Source organism: Paenibacillus sp. FSL R7-269, from assembly GCF_000517865.1.
Taxonomy (GTDB): Bacteria; Bacillota; Bacilli; order Paenibacillales; family Paenibacillaceae; genus Paenibacillus_AQ.
The window spans coordinates 132,362-155,003 of sequence record NZ_ASPS01000042.1; the positions used below are offsets into that span (position 1 = coordinate 132,362).

Consider the following 22,642-nt stretch of genomic DNA (forward strand, 5'->3'; position numbering starts at 1 on the left):
GATGCAGCTGCAAAAAGAGCTTAAGGAACCTGAAGCGGTTCCGGCCGCCGGAGGATCGCGAATGCGTACCCTGTTCGGCAAAATGGATATGCGTGCCTATACGATGATTGGCGCATTGATTCTGATCTGGGTCCTGTTCGGCGTGCTGAATCCTACCTTCCTGACCTCGCGGAACCTGTCCAATCTGTTCACGCAGATGTCGGTGACCTCTATACTCGCCATTGGCATGGTACTGGTTATCGTGGCGGGCCATATCGATCTGTCCGTCGGCTCCATCGTCGGCTTGACCGGCGGGATGGCAGCGATTCTCAGCAACTGGCTGGAGCTGCCCGCTATCGTGGTCATTCTCGGTACCGTGGCCGCAGGTGCAGTGCTGGGTCTGGTTCAGGGCTGGCTGGTGGCCTACAAAATGATTCCCGCCTTCATCGTCACCCTCGGCGGAATGATGGTGTTCCGCGGGGTGCTGATGGGCGTGACGGAATCGATGACCATTCCGGTATCGGATCCGGTGCTGGCGCTGCTCGGCAATGCTTATTTTGCCTCCGGCTTCGGAATCATACTTGGCGTACTCGCAGTGGCCCTGCTGCTGTATAGCGCGTTCACGAAGCGGCGCTCCCGCAAGAAATACGGGTTCACCGTCGCCCCCCTCGGCATGGATATCGCGAAGGTAACCGGACTGTCCCTGCTGGTGGTAGTTTTCGTGGCCTTGATGAACAATTACAAAGGCATTCCGTTCCCGATCATCTTCGTCATTGTGCTGGCAACTATTTTCTACTTCCTGTCCACCAAGACGACCTTCGGCCGCCATATCTACGCCATCGGCGGCAATATTGAGGCTGCGCGGCTCTCGGGCATCAACATCAAGCGCAAGACGATGCTGGTCTTCATCCTCAGCGGCCTGCTCGGCTCCATCGCCGCGATCGTGCTGACCTCCCGCCTGGCCTCGGCGACCATTACCGCAGGCAATATGGCCGAGATGGACGCCATTGCCGCCTGTGTCATCGGCGGAACCTCGCTGATGGGCGGAGCCGGAACGGTCATCGGTGCTCTGATCGGAGCACTGGTCATGACCTCGCTCGATAACGGCATGTCGCTGATGGGACTGGAGTCGTTCTGGCAGTATGTGGTCAAAGGCTCGATCCTGGTCATTGCCGTCTGGCTGGATATTTCAGGCCGCAGCAAGGGTGTGAAGTAGGAAGGGGCTGTAGCAGCCGCTTAAGCATACAGAGCAAATAAGCCGGCAGGGATGTTTCCCTTCCGGTTTGTTTGTTGTAGTAAGAAACTATACCATGCAACTGCGAAAAACCGAACACAATCACTACTGGCAAGGGTACGTGGGCCAATGTATGCGGATAACCGAATATAATGTGTCGTGCGGAGGTGAGTGGGCGGGATGTATGCGAAAAACCGAATATAATATACCAGTGCGCTGTGAAAGAGCCCAGTGCAGGCCAAACGAGCCAATGAGGTGCACTAGTGCCCCTGAATTCCTCGGATGAGGGCCAAACGAGTATATGTGGTGCACTAGTGCACCTGAATTCCTCAGATGAGGGCCAAAATGAGCTAATGAGGTGCATTAGTGCACCTGAATTCCTCGCATGACGGCCAAACGAGTAAATGAGGTGCACTAATACACCTGAATTCTTCAGATGAGAGCCGTACGAGCTAATGAGGTGCACTAATACCCTGAATTCGCGGATCCCGCTATTCCACAATAATCTTAGCAGTCATTCCGCTATGGCCGGAACCGCACATGATGGCACAGGTCATCTCGTAGGTTCCCGCCTTCTCAGGAAGGACTACCTCAGAGGAATTCTTGGCGTCCAGCCGCAGCTTCATCTCAGGGATTAGTATGCCGTGATTTCCGCTCTCATTTTCGAAGGTGATTTTGACAGGGACGCCCTTCTTCAAATGGTATTCCGGCTGGTCATAGCTATAATTGGTGGCCGTAATGACGAGTTCTTCCTCGGCCGTCAGATTGCTCCCGGCTGCTACATTGTTAGCGCTCTCAGAATTGCTGCTGTTGCCTCCGCAGGCCGTTAGCAGAAGCGCAAATATAATAGAACACAGAATAGCCGACTTCCTGATCATGTGCATCCTCCTCATCTACTTGGGCAATTGACCTTAGCATAGCCTAAATCGCTCAAGTTGTCTTGAGCAATCTATGAAAAGGAGTCTAGCCGCCGCTGTCATCACCATTGCAAACTTTGTCGAATTTTGCAAAAATATGATGCAAAAGTGTTTAAAATTAATTATAATTAAGCCTAATATAATTAAAGCTTCATATTATTCGGCTAGAAGCAGGGGAGTCAGATCATTATAGATTACGCATTGCAAAGTGCTGAGAGATGGCACCGGAGAATACTGTACGGATACTGGATCATCGTACTCTGTCTGCTGCTTAGCCAGTTCCTGTATATGCTGTACTCCCGTTCTGATAAGATGCAGACGATATTCAGTCCCGGCAAAGGGCATATGTTCATAGTCTGCAACCTGATGATTATCCTCGCTATGGCCTCTGCCGAGGTCTGGCTGCGCCGCTCGCTCCGTTATCATAAGCAGGTGGTTGTGGTCTGCAGCTTCATGGTTTCCTATCTGATGTATTTTGTGCTTGAGCCTTATGTAGACGGTGCGCAGATGACGTTGATGATGCCGATTATGCTGGCCCTCATCTATTTCGACCAGCGGCTGCTGTATTCGCTTGGAGCGTTCAGCACTGTATTCTACGGGGGGATCTATTTCGGGCTTGAACGGCCGCTGCTCGGCAAGCCGCTGCTGGAGTTTGTGCTGGTGGAGTGTGTGTATGTCGTCTTTGCCTTAATGGCGCAGGGCGTGATTCTCCGTGGCCGCGAGACGCGCGAATATCTGGAGCAGCTCACCAAGTCGGAGCAGGAGCTGATGGTGGAGCGGGCGATCTCGGACAAGCTGCTGAAGATAGATGCGTTAACCGGCCTGTATAACCACAAGACATTCCATGAATACCTGGATTCGCTGCTGGAGCAGTGTGAGAGCAACGGACTGAGGCTGCAGCTTGCGTTAATTGACATCGATAATTTCAAGCAGGTTAATGACAGATACGGACACTGGGTGGGCGATCTGGTGCTCAAGGAGGTGGCGGCCAAGATGGGCAGCCTGATCGGGTTGAATGACTTTGCGGCAAGGTATGGCGGGGAAGAATTCGCAGTGATTTTTACGGATAAAAGCTTTCAGGAAGCCTACGCTGCTGTCGAGCAAATGCGTATCAGTATTGCTGCCATGTGCCATCCGTATGCCGGGAATAAGCCCATTACTGTCAGTATCGGACTGTGTCACTACCAGCTTGGAGACGGCAAGGAGCTGCTGTTCCGCAAGACGGACGATTCGCTGTATACGGCCAAGCGCGGCGGGAAAAATGCTGTAGTGACCTCTGCGGTCACTTCCGTTAAAGGGCATAAACTTACAGAAAACCCCCAAATTCCGGTATAGACCGGGAGCTGGGGGTTTCATTGTCTGCACGTTGTCTTGCGCCGTTATTTGCCTGCTTCAAACGGAGTGGATACCGGCAGGAACAGATCGATGATCCCGATGACCAGTGCGGCAAGCAGGGCACCAAGCACCGAGACACTGACACCGCTGACGACAAACTGGGCAATCCAGATGACTAGGGCGCTGACCAGGAAGCCGACGATACCGCGTCCGAAGGGCGTTGTTTTTTTGCCGAAAATGCCTTCAACGACCCAGCCGAGCAGAGCGATCACCAGAGCAAGCATGAATGCACTCCAGAATCCCCCGACCGTAAACTGCGGAACAATCCAGCCGACCACCATCAGCACGATTGCTGCGACCACGAACCGTACTACATGAGCTAAGAATCTCAATGAACTAACCTCCTTTGGCGTTGGCTTAAGGAAATGTGCGTTGTTATTGTGGCCCGAAGGCAGATTTCTATGCCCAGAAATCATACCCAAATAGCGAAAATGGGCTAAATTAGGTATAATGGTTCCATCTATGAAGGGAGCTGTGACAGTAATTGGACGACAAAATTTTGCATACGCTTGAATATCGCAAGATTTTAAATAAATTGATGCAGTATACGCAGACGCCGATGGGACGGCTGACCGCCGAGCTCCTGAAGCCTTCCGGTGATTTCGAAGGGGTGAAGAAGCTCCTGCAGGCAACGGATGAGGCGGTAAATGTTGACAGGTTGAAGGGAATTCCTTCATTCGGCGGCGTGACCGATATCCGTCCTGCGTTGAAGCGTGCATCAATTGGCGGAATGCTTGGCACGGCAGAGCTGCTTGCGGTAGGTAACACGATTGGCGGGGCCCGCCGGGTGAAGCGGTTCATCCATGCCATGCATGACGATGAGAGCATTCCTTCCCTCTTCGCACAGAGTGATCTGCTGTCGGAGCAGAAGCCTGTTGAGGATGCCATCCGCATGTGTATTGATGAGAACGCCGATGTAATGGATTCGGCGAGCACGGAGCTTGCCACCCTCCGCCGCGAGCTGCGCGGGGGTGAGACACGCATCCGTGAGAAGCTGGATTCGATGATCCGCTCGTCTTCGGTCTCGAAGATGCTGCAGGATCAGCTTGTGACGATCCGTGGTGACCGGTTCGTCATTCCGGTCAAGGCAGAGTACCGCGCCCACTTCGGCGGTATTGTGCACGACCAGTCGGGCTCAGGGGCAACGCTGTTCATCGAGCCGGAATCCATTGTGGCGATGAACAACAAGCTGCGGGAGACGCGGCTGCGCGAAGAGCGTGAGATCGAGATCATCCTGCACCGGCTTACTGCGCTAGTAGGCGATATTGCCGAGGAGATGGCTTATGATATCGACATTCTCGGCGAGCTGGACTTCATCTTCGCCAAGGCGCGTCTTGCACGCGACCTGAAGGCTACCCAGCCGCGGATGAATGACCGCGGATACCTGCGGCTTCGCAAGGGCCGCCATCCGCTCATTCCGGCGGAGCAGGTTGTGCCGCTGGATGTGGAGCTGGGCAATGATTACCGCTCCATCATCGTGACCGGACCGAATACGGGCGGGAAGACCGTGACCCTGAAGACGATCGGCCTGCTCAGCCTGATGGCGATGTCTGGCCTCTTCATTCCGGCCGAGGAAGGCAGCCAGCTGTGTGTCTTCGATGCGATCTACGCCGACATCGGCGATGAACAGAGTATTGAGCAGAGCCTTAGTACCTTCTCCAGCCATATGACGAATATTATATCCATTCTGAAGCGGATGACACCAAAGAGTCTGATTCTGCTCGATGAGGTCGGTGCAGGAACAGATCCGGCCGAAGGCTCCGCACTGGCGATAGCAATTCTGGAGAATATTCACCGGACGGAATCCCGGATGGTTGCCACTACACATTACAGTGAACTGAAGGCATACGCTTATGAACGGGCAGGCGTTATTAATGCCAGCATGGAATTCGATGTGCAGAGCCTGAGTCCTACTTACCGGCTGCTGGTCGGTGTGCCTGGACGAAGCAATGCGTTCGCCATTGCTGAACGCCTCGGGATGCCAAGTGCGATCCTTGAGCATGCGCGCGGTGAAGTGAAAGAAGAGGATATGCGCGTTGAGCATATGATTGCCTCCCTTGAGGAGAACCGCCTCACCGCAGAGAACGAACGCATACGGGCGGAAGAGATTCGCCGTGAAGCGGAGGAGTTCCGTAAGCGGCAGCAGCAGGAGCTGGAGAAGCTGGAAGGCTCACGCGACAAACGCCTCGAGAAGGCAGAGAAGGATGCCAGCGAACTTCTGGCCAAGGCGCGCAAGGAAGCCGAGGAAATTATCAGCGACCTCCGCCGCCTGGCACTGGAGGAAGGCGCATCCGTTAAGGAGCATAAGTTGATCGAAGCGCGCCGCCGGCTGGATGAAGCAGAGCCTGCACCGCGCAAGAAGGCTGTGCCGCGCAGCTCGGTCAAGGCGCCGCGCAAGATTCAGCCAGGGGATGAAGTTAAGGTAGCGAATGTGAATCAGAAGGGCCTTGTGGTTGAGTTGAGCGGTACCAAGGAAGCTGTTGTACAGTTCGGCATCATGAAGATGAAGGTCAATCTGAGTGATCTGGAATTCCTGGCCTCCGCACCGGATGCTCCTCCTCCGGCTCTGCGCAGGGCCACAACGGTTAAGCGTACACGCGATGAGAATATCCGTAGTGAGCTTGATTTGCGTGGTGCGAACCTGGAGGAAGCCATTATGGAGACCGACCGCTTCATCGATGAAGCTTTTCTCGGTAATCTGGGGCAGATCTCCATTATCCACGGCAAGGGGACGGGAGTCCTGCGGACAGGAATTCAGGAATATCTCCGCAAGCACAAGCATGTCAAAAGCTATCGGCTCGGGAACTACAATGAAGGCGGCGCGGGTGTGACGGTAGCTGAACTGGAGTAACGCCCTTAGTCCGGCAGAAAGAGGGAAAAGAGTGCAGGATAATATTGATCTTTTGCTGGAACATCCGCTGGGGGCGCTGCTAGGCTACTTCACTGTCGCCATATTGGGGCTGGTCGTCTTTCTGTCCTTCTTCGAAATGGTGACGAAATACAACTGCTGGGAAGAAATCCGCAAGGGGAATGTGGCCGTAGCTATGGCAACCGGAGGCAAAATCTTCGGAATCTGCAACATCTTACGTTTCAGCATTGAAGCAGGGGCATCAATCTATGAGACGATGAAATGGTCGGTTGTAGGCTTTTTGCTGCTGCTGCTGGCTTACTTCCTGTTCGAGTTTTTTACTCCGGTCTTTTCAATTGATGAAGAGATTGCTGCGGATAACCGGGCCGTAGGACTGACAGCTATGCTGCTCTCCATATCCTTGTCCTATGTTATCGGCGCGGCCATATTCTGAATTAGGGGGCAGGGAGATGAAGCTGCTGGTTCGGATTCTGTTTTTTTCAGCCCTGGCTTTTATAGCGGCCGGCATTATATATTTAACGGTGAATTGAATCGAATGTGAGTAAGCGAAGGAGATTATACAGATGGAGACAACAGTTTGCCCATGGTGCCATACCGAGATTGTATGGGATGAGGAGTTTGGACCCGAGGATACCTGTCCTCATTGCAATAACGAGCTTAGCGGCTACCGCACAGTGACGATAGGTGCAGAGGATATAGAGGATGAAGAGCCGGATATGCAGGAAGCTTCCGGGGAGGAAGAGATCAGCGACGATAATTTGTGGGATGACGACGACAAGGATAGCGTGGTGCCTGTATGGGGTACGCTGAGCCAGTTCGGCGATGATTATGATCTGAAGCGTTATGAGGACAAGGTCTCAGGCATGCTGGCTGCCCAACTGGAAGCGCCGGAATGTCCGCAATGCCATGAGCTGATGCTTCACTCCGGTACGCAGCAGGTGGATGGGTTCACCCCGGCAACGCCGGAAGTACTGGGCGGTGCAGCCGTGCTGAAGCCTCCTTTCGCGCTGAATTTGTACGTCTGTCCTTCCTGCTTCCATGTCCAGCACAGTCTGGCGCAGGAAGACCGCATCCAGCTTGTCCGCAATCTCAGCACCGCAGCCGAATAAAGATCGGATTCATGCTTTCCCTGCCGTCTGGACATGTTAGTGATAGATGAAGTGTCTTAGGACGAGCAGGGAGGGCTAAGCATGAGAGATTCAGAACGGGGACAGGCGGCGCTGCTGCTGGCTGTAGGCGGGCTATACCTTCTGGCTACAGTGCTTGCAGGAACGTTCCTCAACGTATATCTGTGGAAAAGCCGGCAGAACTTCGCCATGATCGGGTGGTTCACCGTGGCCCAGCAGCTTGCCGTGGGTCTCAGCTTCTGGCTGGGCGGTAAGTGGGTGAAAGAGCATAACAAAATGAATGCCCTGCGGCTGGGAATTGCCGTATCGGGCTTTTTTTATTTGCTGGTGCTGTGGCTTCGCGAAGAGGCAGTGCATTACATTTGGCCGCTGGGCGGGGTCCTCGGGCTATCGATCGGGCTGTATTGGCTGGCGTTCAATATTGTTTTCTTCGAGATTACGGACGCTGCGAACCGCGATTTCTATAACGGATGGATGGGCCTGCTAGGTTCTCTGACGGGAATAGCCGGACCCTGGGTGTCCGGCTGGATGATCTCCCGCTGGCAAGGCGGACAAGGCTACCGTATGGTATTCATATTGTCTTTATGTATCTATGGGGTGGCTGCTGTGCTAAGCTTCTGGCTGCGCAAACGGCCGCGCGGCGAAGCCTATCTCTGGCTGGAGCCCTGGCGCGAGCTTGCCCGCAGGCGCAGCCCTTGGCGGCCAGTTGCGGCTGCGCTAGTGTTCCAGGGCATCCGGGAAGGCGTATTCTCCTTCCTGATCGGTCTGCTCGTCTACATTGCAGCACAGGAGGAGAGCAAACTGGGACAGTTCGCCCTGCTGACCTCCGCCGTCTCCCTGATCAGTTATTATGCTGCAGGCAGATGGTTCAAGCCCCGTGCCCGGCTCGGCGGTATGCTGGCAGGCAGTCTGCTGCTCATCGCTTTCCTTCTTCCGCTGCTGTGGAAGGTGAACTTTACCACCCTCCTAATCATGGGAATCGGGACCTCGCTCTGCCTGCCGCTCTACATGCTGCCGATGCTGTCCACCAGCTTCGACCTTATGGGAGTGTCCGAGGAGAGCGCCGGCAAACGCGTGGAGCTGGTAGTGCTCAGGGAGCTTAGCCTGATGAGCGGCCGCCTGCTCGGGTTACTGATCTTCATCGCCGTGCTGTCACTGGACCAGTCTCCGCAGACGATCACGCTGCTAATGCTGCTGCTGGGCGCTGCGCCGCTGGGGAGTTGGGTGGTGGTGCGGAGGGTGCTGGGGCAGAGGGGGAGGGTCTGATTGTTTTCATCAAATATCTAGGAATCGGGTGGGGAGATGTACGAGTTTCATGGCTGGGCTACGATCCGGGAGACGTTTGGAGAAGAAGACGCTGGAAATTTAGAGTTGGTGTTCAAAAATATACAAAACTTTATCTTAGAGTTGGGTTGGAGTGCTGGACTCTTAAAAGTCTATGCTGCAAATGGGACGTATCATCTTGCTGTAGGAGGATTTTTGAATCACAAAAGTTTCGAGGCCGGGGAGATCCTTGAGCTATATCAATTCATCGCAGACCAAGCACCGGGTTCTTATGGCTTACTCTATACAAGAGATGATGAGGATATCGAAGGCTACGATAACGAGTTCAAAGTATTCGTACTAGCCCGCGGAACTTTAAGGCGGCAAGAGGATGCGTGGTTATCACCGTTTGTTCCGGTCGTGGAGGATGGCATATTACAGTGACCAAACAGGAGAGGATTCAAATGTTTGCAATGAGTGTAGATGAAGTTAACTTAGAAATCAAGAAAATCAATACGTATTTAAGCCGATGCTTATGGATGGATTTTGAATTTTGTCGCATGGATGCAGGACAAATTGTTTTGTCAGGCAGCATCGACCTAAGTAGTAATGAATATGTGATAGATATTAAGTTTGAAGAACCGTATTTTGTTTCAACTTTATTTTTATGGCATGCAGATACAGCCAAAGTTTTTATTGAACTAGCCAATACTGATGAAATCATTGTAATGAATCAAAAATACAGGGTGGAAATAGGGAATTACATTTTCAAAGTCAGTGTAGAGGGTTTTGAGAACCCGCCTATTTTTATAGCAGCCAAAAAAATATCATTCAAAATCTTAGAAGAACCTTCTATTTCTGTTGAACATACATAAGAAGCTTTACTTTAGATAAATGGCGAGGTGAGAGAATGTTCTCAATTGAGGTCAAGACAGCGTTCTTCATCAAGGTTGCCAACATCGTTGCTATTGAAGGAAAGCCAAGTGGAAATCTTGAGGAAGGAGTGAAGAAATGCAAGTCAAAGATTCCATGTTCATGATGGCAGTGGGTATACCATGTGCAGCATGAGATTTTAAGCGGAGGTTTCAAATATGTTTAAAGAACTAGATATCCTTTTATCTGCCGAAACAACAGTGGATTCTTGGTACGATGATGGCTGTGTCATAGCTGGTGAGATACTTTCAGAGTTTAGCCCAATTGATTGGATTGAATTGTCTAATCAGATCCTTAGCAGGCCAATAGAATGGCAGAGAAAAATAGCATATTGCTTGGATAACAAGTGTAGTGTTCATGAACTTAACATTCTAATCCCTTTTGCTCAATACTAATGATGAAGATTTATTCGAGGTATGCATTGACACTCTAAGAAGTTATTCAAATCAAGAAAGTGAAAATATGATATTGGATAACCCCCAGATTCTACAACGTGTAAATGACTTACTCACTACTAGCTAGCATACCAGTAATTAGCTACGTTTGAAAAAGTATTGCTAAAAGGAACTAAATTAACTGGAGTTCGGGGGCTAGAGGACACTTTTATAAAAAACATCAATATTGGGACGCCAGAACAACCAAATATTTTAGTAGGTGAAAAAGCTAGAGGATGGTTACAAGATAGTATTTAGCCCTTTAACATTAGATAAACTTTCAAAAGCCCTTTCCCACTTGAATGATGAGTAGGAATGAGCTTTTTGCATATCTAATATTAAAGAAGGACGAAAGGAATGGCATAACAAGTACAGACAGTAGCAGAGGAGTTAAGACGTTCAAGTCGGGGGAGGTGCTGAGTATAATGACTACGGTAGTAAAAATTGCTATTGATACAAATTTTAATTATTTTGGGCCGAGTAGACCTACTATATCTCCATTTGTAATCTCTTATTTCGATTTACATGCGGGAGACATCGTAATTGGATTTCAAGATGATCAGGAGTGGGAAGGAAGTATTGGATATGCTCCAAACTGCCCAGAAGAGATGGAATGGTATTTGGATTTAAATGGAAGTTTAGAGTATTCTGTTACAAAAGAAAGGGAGCAAGGGAGGGACGAGGGAAGAAGAGCATCCTATCCAATCGGTGAACTCAGTGGTGAGGTTGCAGTAGCAAGCAAAATGCTTTCCGATGGAATAGATATTGATAAGGTACTTAACTATACCAGGCTTTCACGAACAAGGTTAGAAAACATTAAGAAAGAGTTATCTGAACAAAACGAGAAATAATGAGCCTTTAAAACCTTGATTGGCCCATGCTATTTAAGTTTTCCCTTTGCCTTAGCAATCTAAGATGTATGGATAATAGTATAAAAGGAGCATTATAGATTCAGCACCAGATAGGCTCAAAAGTACCATTTGCTGATGAGGTGAAAGCTATGGAAGATTGGAGAAGTATTAAAATACCCGGTATTGCATCGATACGAAAATGTGTCGCTGAATTTGAAATTCAGGAATTAGAGAAAACGCCATATTCAAAATTTAAAGTGAAAATCTTTGAAGGGGTAAAGGGAGAACTAACAGGGTATACAAATCTTTTGATAAATGATACTGATGGTTGCCCCTACCCTGGCGTAGGACGGGGTTTTACCATCGAGGATACACTGAAAAATACTTTAATAAATTTCCTTGAGACACTTAGTCAAAAAGAATTATGGCATAAAGATGAATTTACAATTGCAGATCCATCCGATTTTTAGTTAATCAACAACCTTTCCAGATGCTAACCTTAAACATTTTACAAAGTTGTTCTAGTAACGGTGGTAGAGTCATGAACCCACTGAAGGTGCAAATTCTTGGAAGCTAATATTCTGCGGGAAAATTTGATAAGCGGATCAAAAACCGAGAAATTAGACAAAAGATCAGTTTGATTCATTTAATAAGAATATAGAGTATTTTGACGAGATGCTGTGTGTCTTACTAGAATTTTCAATCACTGAAACTGGTAGAGAAGTGAAAATTGAGGTTTTAGATGCAATTTCAAAGGCAGCTGTATTTCAAAAAATAACTAACATTAATTTCTATAAGTTTCTTGAAAACTTGGACAATACTCCTGAAGAATGTTTAAGCAGATGTATCGATATACTAAGTTTTACTCAAGATGCATTATCTTCCAATAATAAAAAGATATCTCAACCATCGGAACCCATATGTTCGTGAATCTGCTGTATTCACAGTCAAAGAAATATTAGGATAACCTCTCACGTTGATGATTAGAGAACACCAGGAGGAGTAAGGAAAACCATACCCTCAGGAAACTCTAGGAAAACCATATAGGAGTGTAATCAATGGAGATTTTAAGATGGTTACAAGAATGGTACACCACACAATGCGATGGAGAATGGGAGCATGGCGGTGGCATTAGAATTAACTCTATTGACAATCCCGGGTGGCATGTTGTAATTGCTTTGGACGGATTAGAGGTGGAGTATAAGCAGATGGATGTAGTACGAGTAGAGCGAACGGATGATGACTGGATTTATTGTAAAAAACAAGATGGATGTTTCACTGGTGCCGGCGGTCCGGGGAATCTTGAGGAAATACTAAACATTTTTTATCAGTGGGCAACAAGTAATACATAAGGAGAGTGAATGGAATTATTATTTATAGCATAGCAAATGAACCAATAAAACTTAATGTTGATTCCCTTGAACACTCAAACTTAGATAACCTTGACTTGCATAGAGCTATACTAAATAAAGAGAATTTATGTGGAGCAAGTTTAATCGGAACCAATTTACGTGGTGCAGAGTTAAGAGAGGCAAATTTAAGTAGAGCGAATTTAACAAGTGCTTTGTTAATGGTGACGATGCTTGAAAGATCTATATTGGAGTCTTCAAACCTTACAAATGCCAAGCTAACAGGAGCTATCTTAAGAAATGCTAACTTAAATAACGCTAATTTAGTTGGAGCTGATGTATGGAAGACTGATTTTAAAGATGCAAAATTAATGGGAGCTAATATGATGTGTGAAAGGATACAAGATTGCCTTTTAGAAGGTGCCTTATTCGATGATAACACCGTTTGGCCATTAGGGTTTGACCCCTTGGAATACGGAGCAATTAAGGTTGGAGATAAACACTCCTAAGGAATAAAGCCTTCAGGAAAAACCGCTATTGTTCCATTGCTGCTTCTCTAGGATGGACCTGGATTGGAGAAAAATATGGATTTGTTGAAACTATGCGATCTAAAGGAAGTAAATGAGAGCCGTATTGAGTTTGACTATTATGTTCCTTTTAGTATTGAAATAGGAAATAAGAATTCACTAGCAAACGAGGATACTGTGTATTGGAGAACAGGAGATATAGAAAAATCGTTAATAGAATTTGGAATAGGCTCAAAAACAGGGGTACTTAGAAATCTAACATTAACCGCAGTCAAAAATGCAGTATTAAATGATGTGGTCATTAAAAGTAATAAATTAGTTGAAGCTACTCCTTTTTTTGATTTAGGAATCATTCCTGATAGTGGAATATATGATTGCATCAATGATTTTCAAGTATGTTTGGAAAAAGAAGCGATCACAACGATCATTGGTGAAGCAGATAAATGCCATACCTTAGTCAGATTTGGAAGAACGAACATTGGTTTTAATTATGAGAATTATATCACTCATGTGACCGTGAATGGATTAACTATAGATGAGTATAGGGAATTGAAGAACGCATTGAAATTGTGAATGGAGTGATACCTTGAAGAAAATTAATCAGACAGAGTTGAATATTCTTATTCAAGATCACAATTTATATCTCAACACAATTACTGATCAAATTGAAAAGGGACAAAGATTAATACTTGATGAAGTTGACTTTACTGATAATGATTTATCGGACTTAGATTTTGTAGAAACATATATTACAAGTTCTCTTTTTAAAGGTAAAGTGTTCAACAATACTAATTTTGGGGGCGCAGAATTATATGACTGTATTTTCATAGATACTTTATTTGAAAACTGTAATTTAGGAAAAACTGCTCTTGATTATGCCATCATTACAAGTTCGAAATTTTCTAATTGCAATTTTATTTCTTTAGAAACTTATGAAGCTCAATTTGAGAATTCATCATTTAAAGATTGCCTAATAAATAGTGCTTTCTCAAGTTGTATTGTTAAAGATGTTGTTTTTGAAGAATGTAATTTTGTTTCTACAGATTTTTGGAGATGTGTAGTTGAAAATTTAAAGATTTCTTCAAAGAAGAAAGATATAGATTTATTAAGACTTATTAAAGAAATAAACATAGGAACTTTTGAAATGCCTAATTTAATTAATGCGGAGAGTGCCATAGAATACTTTAAAAGTAAATGTATGATGGATAAAATTTAACTAATACCGTCACATAAGCCAAGACCACACCAGCCCTCCTACCATTAGTCAAAATCCCTTTCCACTGCTTCTTGCAATAGCCTAAATTCATTCCTATAAAATTCAATCAAGCCGTCCCGCTTCATCCATGCCAGCTCTCTGGATAGGGCGCTGCGGTCTACGTCCAGATACTCGGCCATCGCTTTCCGGTCAAAGGGAATTGTAAAAGTCTCCGTTCCCGTTTCGCGCACAACTCTTGTTAAATAAGTCAGGACCTTATCGCGAATAGTCGGCATAATCAGACAATCATTCCGGTCATGCAGTTCTAACGCCCGTTCGGCGATACTATCGAAAAGATTACCAAGTAATTGTTCGTGTGCTATACCTAACTTTGTGCAAGGGCTCAATATGTTTTGGACCGGAATAAACAGAACCTCAAGTGGTTCTATTGCCTGTATTGACATTGGGCATCTTCTTCCACGGCTGGCAGCTGTTAGTACAGCGGTATATCCACCAGGATAATGGAGGGATACAATAATTTGTTTTCCTTTGACGTTCAATTTCGTACTTTGAGCGGTACCCTGCAATATGATGCCGACATCATCGACGAAATCCCCCTCACGGACCACCATCTCATCTTTTGCATATTCTTTCTGCGTGGCTGACAGACATTCAAGCATTTGGGGAATATCATCTGGAGAAATCCCTGAAAATAAACGTGATTGACAGAGGGAAGCTAAGTTATTCTGAGCGGCTTCGCGTTGCATGTGCAACATCCTTTTTCTTTTTACTATACTATATTAATTATACATACACACGAAGTTTAGCCACCTTGTCTAAGGATAGAACGGAGGAAGAACAATGCAAGCGAAAGAAGATTCAATCAAAGCGAGAAACCGGCTGTTAGCCACTAAGGTTATTAAAAATCTGCAAAGCAGAAAATTTGAAGCCTATTACTGTGATAACGCCATTGAAGCTGCAGAAAAGGCGCTATCCTTAATTCCGGAACAGTCTTCGGTATCATGGGGCGGGTCCGTCACGCTTGAGGAAATCGGGCTTCTTGATCGGGTACGTCAAGGCAGTTATAGAGTCACTGACCGTGATACAGCACAGACGATGGAGGAACGTTATGACCTCATGCGCCAATCTCTTTTGTGCGATACCTATTTAACCAGCTTCAACGCGGTTAGTGAGGATGGGATATTGGTTAATATCGACAGTGTGGGCAACCGGGCGGCAGCGATTACTTTTGGACCGAGAAGTGTGGTTGCTGTCGTGGGGATGAATAAGGTGTGCAAGACCGCTGAAGACGCAGTAATCAGAGCCAGAACCTATGCCGCCCCCATTAACGCAAGCCGTTGTTCAAGTTCGTCCAGCCCATTCTTACATTCACCGCAAAAAACGCCCTGCCTGGTCAATGGTGCTTGCGCAGATTGTAAATCGGATGATTGTATCTGTTCTTACATCGTCGAAACAAGAATGTGTAAAACAGCGGGGAGAATTAAGGTTATCCTCGTTGGTGAATCTTTGGGATTTTGAAAAAGAACTAATAGCGGCTTTAGGGTAGGAGAATCTCCTCTATCCCAAGCCGTTTTTTCTATTTGGGAGGAAAGTTGATCTAAAGTTAGACTGAATAGCAGACTCAGAATATACTGATAGGAGCAGCATTAGAAAAAAGTTCGGAGGCAACCATCTAAATGACAACTGTGCGAAAACAACTGGAGCGGACGACAGATGCAGAAGAGAGAATAATCATGGCCCATTACAATGATCAAACGGTCAGAGTCTACCAAGCATATAATCATAAAATTGCAGATGAGGTATCAGAGTTTGGGCAATTCGGGCCTTCTTTCAAGATAGATAGAATGACCTGGATCAAGCCTTCTTTCTTATGGATGATGTACCGGTCAGGGTGGGCGACCAAAACGGATCAGGAGCGGATATTGGCGATTGATATTACCAGAGAGGGCTTCAATCATATTTTGTCTCAGGTGGTGCTGTCCTCATATGATCCTGACTTGTATGCTTCCCAAGAGGAGTGGCAGACGAAGTTACAAGCTTCCCAAGTGAGATGCCAATGGGACCCGGATAGAGATATCCATGGGAACAAATTGCCGCGAAGAGCCATTCAGTTAGGTCTCAGGGGCGATATGGTGCATAAATTCATCTACGAATGCATAGTAGAAATCACTGATATTACTGAGTTTGTAATCGATACCAGAGAGGCGATACAATCCGGGAAGTTCAGCACGGGGGTGTTGCCGAAGGAGACCCCGTATCCTGTGGAAAATTCTATTCAAAGAACTTTAGGGATACTTATGTGAAAATGATTTACCTTCAATCCCTATCAATTGAACTTGGGAATTTAAGTTAAGGGAAAGTGGCGGAGGGGAATTTTGGAACTGGAGGAGCGGTAGCGACCGCCTTTGTTTGCGGATTTCAACCGTTATATCGGTATAAAATCATGAAATCTGCAGAAGGGCAGCGGCCGGAAGTCCAAAACTTCTCTGGAGTCACTGATAATCCCAAAACATAAAATTCATTAGTTCAATCTATATAGCTGTAATTGCACAAAAGACAAGGAGAACCCATGAACATTAGAGTGTTGATCGTAGAGGATGACCCGATGGTGGCGAAGTTTAACCGGCATTATCTGGAGCAGGTTGCGGGCTTTGAGTATGCGGGCTGGGCGGCGACAGGGGATGAGGCGATGACTATGCTGGAGAAGGAGCAGGTAGATCTGGTGCTGCTGGATATTTATATGCCGCGTGTCAGCGGGCTGCAGCTGCTCTCTGCTCTGCGGGAGCAGGGGAGCAAGGTGGATATCATTGTGATCTCCGCCGCCAGCGACAATGCCAGCATCCGCAAGGCACTGCAGAACGGGGCCGTGGATTATTTGATCAAGCCGTTCGAGTTTGCACGGTTTCAGGCGGCCTTGTCGGCGTATCGTGAAGATTATAAGCTGATGCACAAGGAGCATCTCAGCCAGGAGCAGCTGGATAAGCTGCTGCGGCATTCGCTCGGGACGGAAGAGGAGCAGTCCGCTGCCTTGCCGCTGCCCAAGGGACTTGCCGAAGGCACACTGGAGAGCATCTGGAGCACGATTAACCGGCTGGAGAGCCGGGTGTTCTCCACAGAGGATATCAGCAGCCATGCGCCCATCTCGCGGATCTCGGTCCGCAAATATCTGGCTTTTCTGACGGAGGCAGGCATTCTGGAGATGGAGCTTAGCTACGGGGCAGTAGGCAGGCCGGTGTATATGTATAAGGTGAGACCTGAAGGGCATGAACTTATCCGTAAATATCTATAGGCTTTCTCTATAAAATAAAACGGAGTCACGGTGTCCCGAGGCTGCCTCAGGCGTTCCATGACTCCATATAGCCTTCACATTAGCTGTGAAGGTTATTAAGCTATGCCATACATAAACGTGCGCAGAATCAATCGAAGGCCTGCTGCAGAGCCAGCGGACTGAACTCGTTAATGATTTTGTAGGCTACCAGGTGCGGGTTGTTCATGTCATTGTCGTAGATAATCATGTGATGCTTGCCCTTCAAAATAATGTCGAACCGCTGCTTCCGGTCGGCCTGCACGATGGTCATGTAATAGCTGTACTTGTTGTCAGTGTTGACATTGCGGGCGGATTTCATCAGGCGGACACCAGAGAAATCATCGTAGATCCGCTTAATCGCTTCCGGCTCGGTGAGCACAACATCCTTCTGTTCACCGGGAACAGAAGACAGGCGGGTAATTTCCAGTGCAGCGATATCTTCCAGACGGATGGTTCGGGCAACTACTCTTTTGAATGAAGTATAGCGGCTTGCGGTGTAGCTCATCAGGGAGACACCGGCTGCTGCCAGAACAGCACCGGCCAGCCAATATTTTTCGCTTTTTTCCATAGTTTCTGTTCCTCCTAGTGATACGGTTGTATAAGCTCCAATTATAAATCTATAACCACATTCAAGCAAATTCACTACCTTTATTTACTTTATCATTTCTTTAATTACTAAATATTCTAGTGAGGGCTCCTTCAGGTTATGATGATTGTGAAAATATGCACAATGACAATTGGAGGAGAACAGAATGAACAGAAAGAGATGGGGAAGTCTGCTGGGCAAAGGGTTGCTGCTGGCAAGTCTGGTGGTATTGCCTGCATGTAACAGCACCAAAGGGGAGTCTACGGACATTGTAATTATCGGCGGCGGCGGCGCGGGAATGACTGCTGCCATTGAAGCGCATAATCAGGGAGCTAAGGTGATACTGATCGAAAAAATGCCTATGCTTGGAGGCAATACCGTCCGTGCGGAAGGCGGATTGAATGCGGCAGGAACACCTTATCAGGCAGCGGATGGCATCAAAGACAGTCCGGAGCTGCATTTCGAGGATACCATGAAGGGCGGCAAGAACCTTAACAACCCGGAACTGGTCAGAACGCTTACGAACGGTGCGGCGGCTTCCGTGGAGTGGCTGAAGGAGAATGGAGCCGAGCTGTCTGAAGTGGGACGCGCAGGCGGGGCAAGCGTGAACCGGATTCACCGTCCGGCAGGCGGGGAAGCGGCAGGGAATTTCATCGTAGTCGCGCTGAAGAAGAAGCTGGAGGAATACAAGATTGATGTGCGCCTGCGGACGACTGCCGATGAGATCGTCAAGAACAAGGACGGCATGGTTACCGGGGTGAAGGTGACGGATAAGGATGGCAAGCAGTACACGATTAGTGCCAATTCTGTTATCCTGGCGGCCGGCGGTTTTGGCGCCAACATGGACATGATCAAGGGGTACCAGCCGAAGCTGGAAGGGTTCTCTACGACTAACCATCCAGGCGCAACCGGCGATGGTACAACGATGGCAGAGAAGATCGGCGCCAAGCTGGTAGACATGAAGGAGATTCAGATTCATCCGACCACCATTCCGAATCAAGGCGTGCTGATCACGGAAGGGGTACGCGGAGACGGTGCAATTCTGGTCAATAGCGAAGGCAAGCGATTCACGAATGAACTGCTGACCCGCGATGTCGTGTCCCAGAATATTCTGGCCCAGTCCGGCAAAGTAGCTTACCTGATCTTCAATGATGAGCTGCGTGCGAACCTGAAGGCAACCGAGGTTTACTTTGGAATGGATCTGGTCAAAGAAGCGGCAACTCCTGAAGAATTGGCGGCACAGATTGGTGTAGACGGCAAAGCACTGGCAGATACACTGAATACGTATAATGGCTTCGTTGCTTCCGGTAAGGATACAGAGTTTGAACGGCCGGATCTTGAACTGTCTTTTGAAAAAGGTAAATATTATGCAATTCAGGTAACACCGGGAATCCACCATACCATGGGCGGAGTAGCGATTAACACTCAGGCACAGGTGCTGGATACCAAGGATCAGGTCATTGCCGGACTGTATGCTGCGGGCGAAGTAACCGGCGGGGTACACGGCGCCAACCGTCTGGGCGGGAATGCACTTGCAGACATCACCACCTTCGGCCGGATTGCAGCGGATGAAGCTGTGAAGGCACTTAAGAAATAGAAACTTTCCAGAAGGAGGAATTACTCATGCACAAGTGGACAAAAACGTTGCTGTTCTCTGCCCTTGCGGCTGCAACAGTACTTACGGCAGGATGCTCTTCATCTTCCGGCAAGTATGTAGACGGGACGTATGATGGAACAGGTAAAGGGGTCAAGAGTGATATTAAAGTGGCGGTAGAAATCAAGGATGAGAAGATCGACGCCATTACCGTAGAGGAGCATAAGGAGACGCAGGCGATGATCGATGCGGCAGTGGAGAATACCATTCCTGAAATTATTGAAAAGCAAACCACAGAAGGCGTAGACGCCCTCTCCGGTGCTTCCGGCTCCAGCGGCGGAATTATTGAAGCGGTGACCCAGGCGCTGGAACAGGCCAAGAAGCAGTAAGCTATCATCCAATTAATAGAGTTGTGAAAAGTTCAGCCCAGCAAGCCCAGCCCTCCTGTCTCCGGCAGAACGGCTGGGCTTGCTTCATTCTTCTATTCCCCAGAAGCGAGCCCCGGGAGCAGCTTTACAAATTCAGGTTCAACTAATATAGTTCGAAGGGAAAAGGGATATGAAGGGAGGTCATCACGCAAGTGGCCAGGAAAAAAAGCTACAGTCTGCGCACAATGATCGCCGTTATGGTGTCTGCCGTTGTCCTGCTGGTATTGCTGATTTTATATTTTATTTTCCGCAATCAGATTATTCCGCAGACCCGGCAGGCGCTGGAGGATAAGGCGATTACGATTGCCCGTACCATCGCTCTGATTCCGCTGGTCTCTGAGGGACTCAGTGAGGGCAACAGCAAGGAGATTCAGGACTACACCTCAAGAATCGCCCGCCGCAACGATATTATGTTCGTGGTAGTCACAGATATGAAGGGTATCCGCTATTCCCATCCGGATGCCTCGCTGGTCGGACTGCCCTTTGCGGGAGGAGGCCAAGAGATATCGCTGCGCGGAGGGGAGAGTATCTCCGAAGGGGCCGGCCCGCTCGGCAGATCCCTGCGCGGCTTCGTGCCGGTCTATAACAACCGGGGGCATCAGGTGGGTGTGGTCATTGCCGGTCTGTCCCTGGAGCGGGTTGAGCGGCTGGTCCTGCTGAATGAGTGGACGATTATTGCGATTCTGGTCTCGGGAGCCTTGCTTGGAGCGGGAGGAGCATTCATTCTGGCAGCGCAGATCAAGCGGATGGTGTTCGGCATGGAGCCGGAGGACATCTCCAAGCTGCTCCAGGAACGCAGTGCGATGCTGGAATCCACGCGCGAGGGAATTATTGCCGTAGATCAGAAGGCGCGGATTACCATCCTTAATATGGAAGCACAGCGGCTTCTGCGGGCAGCCGGGATTGGCGGGAGCGCCATGAACCGGCAGATTGCCGAGTTTTGGCCGGAGCTGGGTCTGGAGCGGGTATTGGCTGAGGGAGAGGGGATACAGGACCAGGAGCTGGAGCTGGGAGACAGCTCTTTATTGGTGAACAGCCTGCCAGTCCGGGTGAACGGTAACATCGTTGGCGCGATTGCCACTTTCCGGGATGAGACTGAGCTGGCTGTGCTGGCGGAGAAGCTGTCGGGAGTCTCTGTCTATGCAGAAGCACTGCGCTCCGGTGCCCATGAGTTCATGAACAAGCTGCATGTCATTATGGGCATGACGCATATGGGCCTGTATGATGAGCTGCAGCAATATATTCTGGGAACGGTAAGCAATTACCAGAAGGAGATCGGGTCGATCACGAGACAGATCAAGGACCCGGTGATGGCCGGATTTCTGCTGGGGAAGCTGAGCCGGGCACGCGAAGCGGGGATAGAGCTGTTGCTGACCGGAGACAGCTATCTGCCGGAGCCGGCTGATCCGCAGGTGATTCATGAGCTGATTACGATTGCCGGCAATCTGCTGGATAATGCCCTGGAGGCGCTGGGGGAGCTCTGCGAGCAACCCGTGAAGCGGGTGGAGCTTGCTTTTCAATATGAAGAGGGGCGGCTGCTATGCGAGGTTAGCGACAACGGTCCGGGAATTCCGGCGGGCCTCAAGGAGAAGATCTTCGTTCAGGGTTACTCCTCCAAGGGTGAACAGCGGGGAATCGGGCTGTATTTGGTCAAGAAAAGTGTGGATAAATTAAAGGGCCATCTTGAGCTGGCCGCCGTCTACGGTTCAGGGGGGCATTTTATAGTTGATGTGCCTTATGAGGTGAAGGGGGAGGAGGAGGAGGTGTGAACTGTGCCGTACCGTGCCGGAGCACCCCTCTACTAGAAGGGGAGACCCAGGAAACAGAATCGTATGATATCCACTATTCCATGAGCAAGCATGGCAGATGTGAGGTCCCGCTTGCGCTGTAGTATTGCAAAGGGCAGGCCGAACAAGAGGATATACATGAGAGTGCTGATGATGCCGGGGATGATTCCACCCTGAATGAAGCTGTCCGGCGTGTGGACCAGCACATGGGGAACGATCATCATGAACCAGACGGTAAATTTTTGGGCTCTGGTATCGGCTCTGCCGTGCATCAGGGACAGGCATAGGGCATAGAACAAGGTACGTAGGGCTAGTTCTTCATAAATGGCCGGACTGAGCGCCACTCTGAAATAGATTAGCTTCAGGCTGAATCCATCGAGGCTTTGTCCGCTCAGCACTAGATTGATGATTCCGAGCAGAATGCCGGCGGCGGCTCCCACGAATAGGCTCATGAAGATTGTTGAGGCGCTGGCTGTGTTGAGAAAAAGAAGCTTTCCTTCGTTATACTGGTTGAAGGTGCTTAATACAGCCAACGATGCCATTAACGTGAGCAGGCTCACCTCAATCATGGAGAAGAGGGACAGATTAATATAGGCGACAGCTACAGCAGCGGCTAGCAGGATAGAGAGCAGAATCTGCCGCTTCGACGGCAGCTTGTGTTTTACAAGCAGCAGCACGCTAATGAGGAAGGCCCATACGCCCAGCAGAAGCCACATTCTGGCTGTCGGGGCCTGATTATTACTGTGAATGCCGAAATTCAACAGAAACAGCAATACAAATACACCAAACATGATCCATACCGCTCTAAGATTACTTTTGTTAGTCAATATTTCCTTCTCCTTCCGG

General features: G+C 48.6%; 26 protein-coding genes. 21 read left to right on the forward strand and 5 right to left on the reverse strand.

Annotation, left to right across the window (positions count from 1 at the left end; all coding sequences use genetic code 11):
* Position 1 precedes the first annotated feature (1 nt).
* Positions 2 to 1,195, forward strand: coding sequence for a sugar ABC transporter permease (locus tag C162_RS19430; protein WP_036696703.1), 1,194 nt, complete (start codon positions 2 to 4; stop codon positions 1,193 to 1,195).
* A 509-nt stretch (positions 1,196 to 1,704) separates the two neighbouring features.
* On the opposite strand, the gene C162_RS19435 is transcribed toward C162_RS19430, so the two are convergent.
* Entirely contained in the window at positions 1,705 to 2,091 is a 387-nt protein-coding gene (locus C162_RS19435) for a cupredoxin domain-containing protein (protein ID WP_036696704.1), read from the reverse strand.
* A gap of 240 nt (positions 2,092 to 2,331) precedes the next feature.
* Here C162_RS19435 and C162_RS34470 point away from each other — a divergent pair, with 240 nt between their 5' ends.
* Positions 2,332 to 3,465 carry a GGDEF domain-containing protein gene (locus C162_RS34470; RefSeq protein ID WP_051493717.1) on the forward strand — a complete coding sequence of 378 codons (1,134 nt, stop codon included), beginning with the start codon at positions 2,332 to 2,334 and terminating at the stop codon, positions 3,463 to 3,465.
* A gap of 44 nt (positions 3,466 to 3,509) precedes the next feature.
* On the opposite strand, the gene C162_RS19445 is transcribed toward C162_RS34470, so the two are convergent.
* Positions 3,510 to 3,857, reverse strand: a complete 348-nt coding sequence (locus tag C162_RS19445) for a phage holin family protein (RefSeq protein WP_036696706.1) — start codon at positions 3,855 to 3,857, stop codon at positions 3,510 to 3,512.
* Between the two features lie 152 nt (positions 3,858 to 4,009).
* Between C162_RS19445 and C162_RS19450 the strand changes: the two genes are divergently transcribed.
* From C162_RS19450 to C162_RS19510, 13 genes are all read left to right on the forward strand, one after another.
* On the forward strand, positions 4,010 to 6,376 hold the full coding sequence (locus C162_RS19450) for an endonuclease MutS2 (RefSeq protein WP_036696708.1): 2,367 nt from the start codon (positions 4,010 to 4,012) through the stop codon (positions 6,374 to 6,376).
* A 31-nt stretch (positions 6,377 to 6,407) separates the two neighbouring features.
* Positions 6,408 to 6,827, forward strand: a complete 420-nt coding sequence (locus C162_RS19455; RefSeq protein ID WP_036696710.1) for a DUF350 domain-containing protein — start codon at positions 6,408 to 6,410, stop codon at positions 6,825 to 6,827.
* A 130-nt stretch (positions 6,828 to 6,957) separates the two neighbouring features.
* Positions 6,958 to 7,503 (forward strand): hypothetical protein, encoded by a 546-nt coding sequence (locus C162_RS19460; protein WP_036696711.1) that lies wholly within the window; start codon positions 6,958 to 6,960, stop codon positions 7,501 to 7,503.
* A gap of 81 nt (positions 7,504 to 7,584) precedes the next feature.
* Positions 7,585 to 8,787, forward strand: a complete 1,203-nt coding sequence (locus C162_RS19465) for an MFS transporter (RefSeq protein WP_036696714.1) — start codon at positions 7,585 to 7,587, stop codon at positions 8,785 to 8,787.
* A 36-nt stretch (positions 8,788 to 8,823) separates the two neighbouring features.
* The gene (locus tag C162_RS19470) at positions 8,824 to 9,228 is read left to right on the forward strand and encodes an Imm7 family immunity protein (protein ID WP_036696715.1); all 405 of its coding nucleotides are present in this window, start codon (positions 8,824 to 8,826) and stop codon (positions 9,226 to 9,228) included.
* Positions 9,229 to 9,248: 20 nt separating this feature from the next.
* Positions 9,249 to 9,659 carry a hypothetical protein gene (locus C162_RS19475; RefSeq protein WP_051493719.1) on the forward strand — a complete coding sequence of 137 codons (411 nt, stop codon included), beginning with the start codon at positions 9,249 to 9,251 and terminating at the stop codon, positions 9,657 to 9,659.
* A gap of 216 nt (positions 9,660 to 9,875) precedes the next feature.
* Positions 9,876 to 10,112 (forward strand): hypothetical protein, encoded by a 237-nt coding sequence (locus C162_RS19480; RefSeq protein ID WP_235218471.1) that lies wholly within the window; start codon positions 9,876 to 9,878, stop codon positions 10,110 to 10,112.
* Between the two features lie 464 nt (positions 10,113 to 10,576).
* Positions 10,577 to 11,002 carry a hypothetical protein gene (locus C162_RS19485; protein ID WP_036696717.1) on the forward strand — a complete coding sequence of 142 codons (426 nt, stop codon included), beginning with the start codon at positions 10,577 to 10,579 and terminating at the stop codon, positions 11,000 to 11,002.
* Positions 11,003 to 11,151: 149 nt separating this feature from the next.
* Entirely contained in the window at positions 11,152 to 11,472 is a 321-nt protein-coding gene (locus tag C162_RS19490) for a hypothetical protein (RefSeq protein WP_036696719.1), read from the forward strand.
* Between the two features lie 588 nt (positions 11,473 to 12,060).
* Positions 12,061 to 12,354: an immunity 53 family protein gene (locus C162_RS19495; RefSeq protein WP_036696721.1), complete on the forward strand. Its 294-nt coding sequence runs from the start codon at positions 12,061 to 12,063 to the stop codon at positions 12,352 to 12,354.
* Between the two features lie 5 nt (positions 12,355 to 12,359).
* Entirely contained in the window at positions 12,360 to 12,860 is a 501-nt protein-coding gene (locus tag C162_RS19500; protein WP_051493720.1) for a pentapeptide repeat-containing protein, read from the forward strand.
* A 63-nt stretch (positions 12,861 to 12,923) separates the two neighbouring features.
* Positions 12,924 to 13,451 carry a hypothetical protein gene (locus tag C162_RS34475; protein WP_051493722.1) on the forward strand — a complete coding sequence of 176 codons (528 nt, stop codon included), beginning with the start codon at positions 12,924 to 12,926 and terminating at the stop codon, positions 13,449 to 13,451.
* 13 nt (positions 13,452 to 13,464) lie between these two features.
* Positions 13,465 to 14,094, forward strand: coding sequence for a pentapeptide repeat-containing protein (locus tag C162_RS19510; protein WP_036696722.1), 630 nt, complete (start codon positions 13,465 to 13,467; stop codon positions 14,092 to 14,094).
* Between the two features lie 44 nt (positions 14,095 to 14,138).
* On the opposite strand, the gene C162_RS19515 is transcribed toward C162_RS19510, so the two are convergent.
* Positions 14,139 to 14,840, reverse strand: coding sequence for a Crp/Fnr family transcriptional regulator (locus tag C162_RS19515; RefSeq protein WP_036696723.1), 702 nt, complete (start codon positions 14,838 to 14,840; stop codon positions 14,139 to 14,141).
* Positions 14,841 to 14,934: 94 nt separating this feature from the next.
* Here C162_RS19515 and C162_RS19520 point away from each other — a divergent pair, with 94 nt between their 5' ends.
* The 3 genes from C162_RS19520 (at position 14,935) to C162_RS19530 (ending at position 17,383) form a co-directional block, all read left to right on the forward strand.
* Complete coding sequence (locus tag C162_RS19520) at positions 14,935 to 15,612, forward strand: lactate utilization protein (RefSeq protein ID WP_036696725.1); 678 nt, start codon at positions 14,935 to 14,937, stop codon at positions 15,610 to 15,612.
* Between the two features lie 158 nt (positions 15,613 to 15,770).
* Complete coding sequence (locus C162_RS19525; protein WP_051493723.1) at positions 15,771 to 16,397, forward strand: DUF4291 domain-containing protein; 627 nt, start codon at positions 15,771 to 15,773, stop codon at positions 16,395 to 16,397.
* Positions 16,398 to 16,663: 266 nt separating this feature from the next.
* Entirely contained in the window at positions 16,664 to 17,383 is a 720-nt protein-coding gene (locus C162_RS19530) for a response regulator (protein ID WP_036696726.1), read from the forward strand.
* 127 nt (positions 17,384 to 17,510) lie between these two features.
* Here the strand turns inward: C162_RS19530 and C162_RS19535 are convergent, their stop codons facing one another.
* Complete coding sequence (locus C162_RS19535) at positions 17,511 to 17,969, reverse strand: hypothetical protein (protein WP_036696728.1); 459 nt, start codon at positions 17,967 to 17,969, stop codon at positions 17,511 to 17,513.
* A gap of 184 nt (positions 17,970 to 18,153) precedes the next feature.
* Between C162_RS19535 and C162_RS19540 the strand changes: the two genes are divergently transcribed.
* From C162_RS19540 to dcuS, 3 genes are all read left to right on the forward strand, one after another.
* Positions 18,154 to 19,584, forward strand: coding sequence for a flavocytochrome c (locus C162_RS19540; protein ID WP_036696729.1), 1,431 nt, complete (start codon positions 18,154 to 18,156; stop codon positions 19,582 to 19,584).
* A 26-nt stretch (positions 19,585 to 19,610) separates the two neighbouring features.
* A complete protein-coding gene (locus tag C162_RS19545) occupies positions 19,611 to 19,970 on the forward strand; it encodes an FMN-binding protein (protein ID WP_036696731.1) in 360 nt (119 codons plus the stop codon).
* A gap of 191 nt (positions 19,971 to 20,161) precedes the next feature.
* The gene (gene dcuS / locus C162_RS19550; protein WP_036696733.1) at positions 20,162 to 21,778 is read left to right on the forward strand and encodes a DcuS/MalK family sensor histidine kinase; all 1,617 of its coding nucleotides are present in this window, start codon (positions 20,162 to 20,164) and stop codon (positions 21,776 to 21,778) included.
* A gap of 32 nt (positions 21,779 to 21,810) precedes the next feature.
* On the opposite strand, the gene C162_RS19555 is transcribed toward dcuS, so the two are convergent.
* Complete coding sequence (locus C162_RS19555; protein ID WP_036696735.1) at positions 21,811 to 22,623, reverse strand: CPBP family glutamic-type intramembrane protease; 813 nt, start codon at positions 22,621 to 22,623, stop codon at positions 21,811 to 21,813.
* Positions 22,624 to 22,642: the final 19 nt, after the last annotated feature.

Coding starts and splice junctions, on each gene's coding strand:
- C162_RS19525 (WP_051493723.1), top strand. CDS start 15,771: ATGACAACTGTGCGAAAACAACTGGAGCGGACGACAGATGCAGAAGAG.
- C162_RS19470 (WP_036696715.1), top strand. CDS start 8,824: ATGTACGAGTTTCATGGCTGGGCTACGATCCGGGAGACGTTTGGAGAA.
- C162_RS19435 (WP_036696704.1), bottom strand. CDS start 2,091: ATGATCAGGAAGTCGGCTATTCTGTGTTCTATTATATTTGCGCTTCTG.
- C162_RS19540 (WP_036696729.1), top strand. CDS start 18,154: ATGAACAGAAAGAGATGGGGAAGTCTGCTGGGCAAAGGGTTGCTGCTG.
- C162_RS19485 (WP_036696717.1), top strand. CDS start 10,577: ATGACTACGGTAGTAAAAATTGCTATTGATACAAATTTTAATTATTTT.
- C162_RS19430 (WP_036696703.1), top strand. CDS start 2: ATGCAGCTGCAAAAAGAGCTTAAGGAACCTGAAGCGGTTCCGGCCGCC.
- C162_RS19475 (WP_051493719.1), top strand. CDS start 9,249: ATGTTTGCAATGAGTGTAGATGAAGTTAACTTAGAAATCAAGAAAATC.
- C162_RS19545 (WP_036696731.1), top strand. CDS start 19,611: ATGCACAAGTGGACAAAAACGTTGCTGTTCTCTGCCCTTGCGGCTGCA.
- C162_RS19520 (WP_036696725.1), top strand. CDS start 14,935: ATGCAAGCGAAAGAAGATTCAATCAAAGCGAGAAACCGGCTGTTAGCC.
- C162_RS19495 (WP_036696721.1), top strand. CDS start 12,061: ATGGAGATTTTAAGATGGTTACAAGAATGGTACACCACACAATGCGAT.
- C162_RS19530 (WP_036696726.1), top strand. CDS start 16,664: ATGAACATTAGAGTGTTGATCGTAGAGGATGACCCGATGGTGGCGAAG.
- C162_RS19460 (WP_036696711.1), top strand. CDS start 6,958: ATGGAGACAACAGTTTGCCCATGGTGCCATACCGAGATTGTATGGGAT.
- C162_RS19515 (WP_036696723.1), bottom strand. CDS start 14,840: ATGCAACGCGAAGCCGCTCAGAATAACTTAGCTTCCCTCTGTCAATCA.
- C162_RS19480 (WP_235218471.1), top strand. CDS start 9,876: ATGTTTAAAGAACTAGATATCCTTTTATCTGCCGAAACAACAGTGGAT.
- C162_RS19490 (WP_036696719.1), top strand. CDS start 11,152: ATGGAAGATTGGAGAAGTATTAAAATACCCGGTATTGCATCGATACGA.
- C162_RS19535 (WP_036696728.1), bottom strand. CDS start 17,969: ATGGAAAAAAGCGAAAAATATTGGCTGGCCGGTGCTGTTCTGGCAGCA.
- C162_RS19465 (WP_036696714.1), top strand. CDS start 7,585: ATGAGAGATTCAGAACGGGGACAGGCGGCGCTGCTGCTGGCTGTAGGC.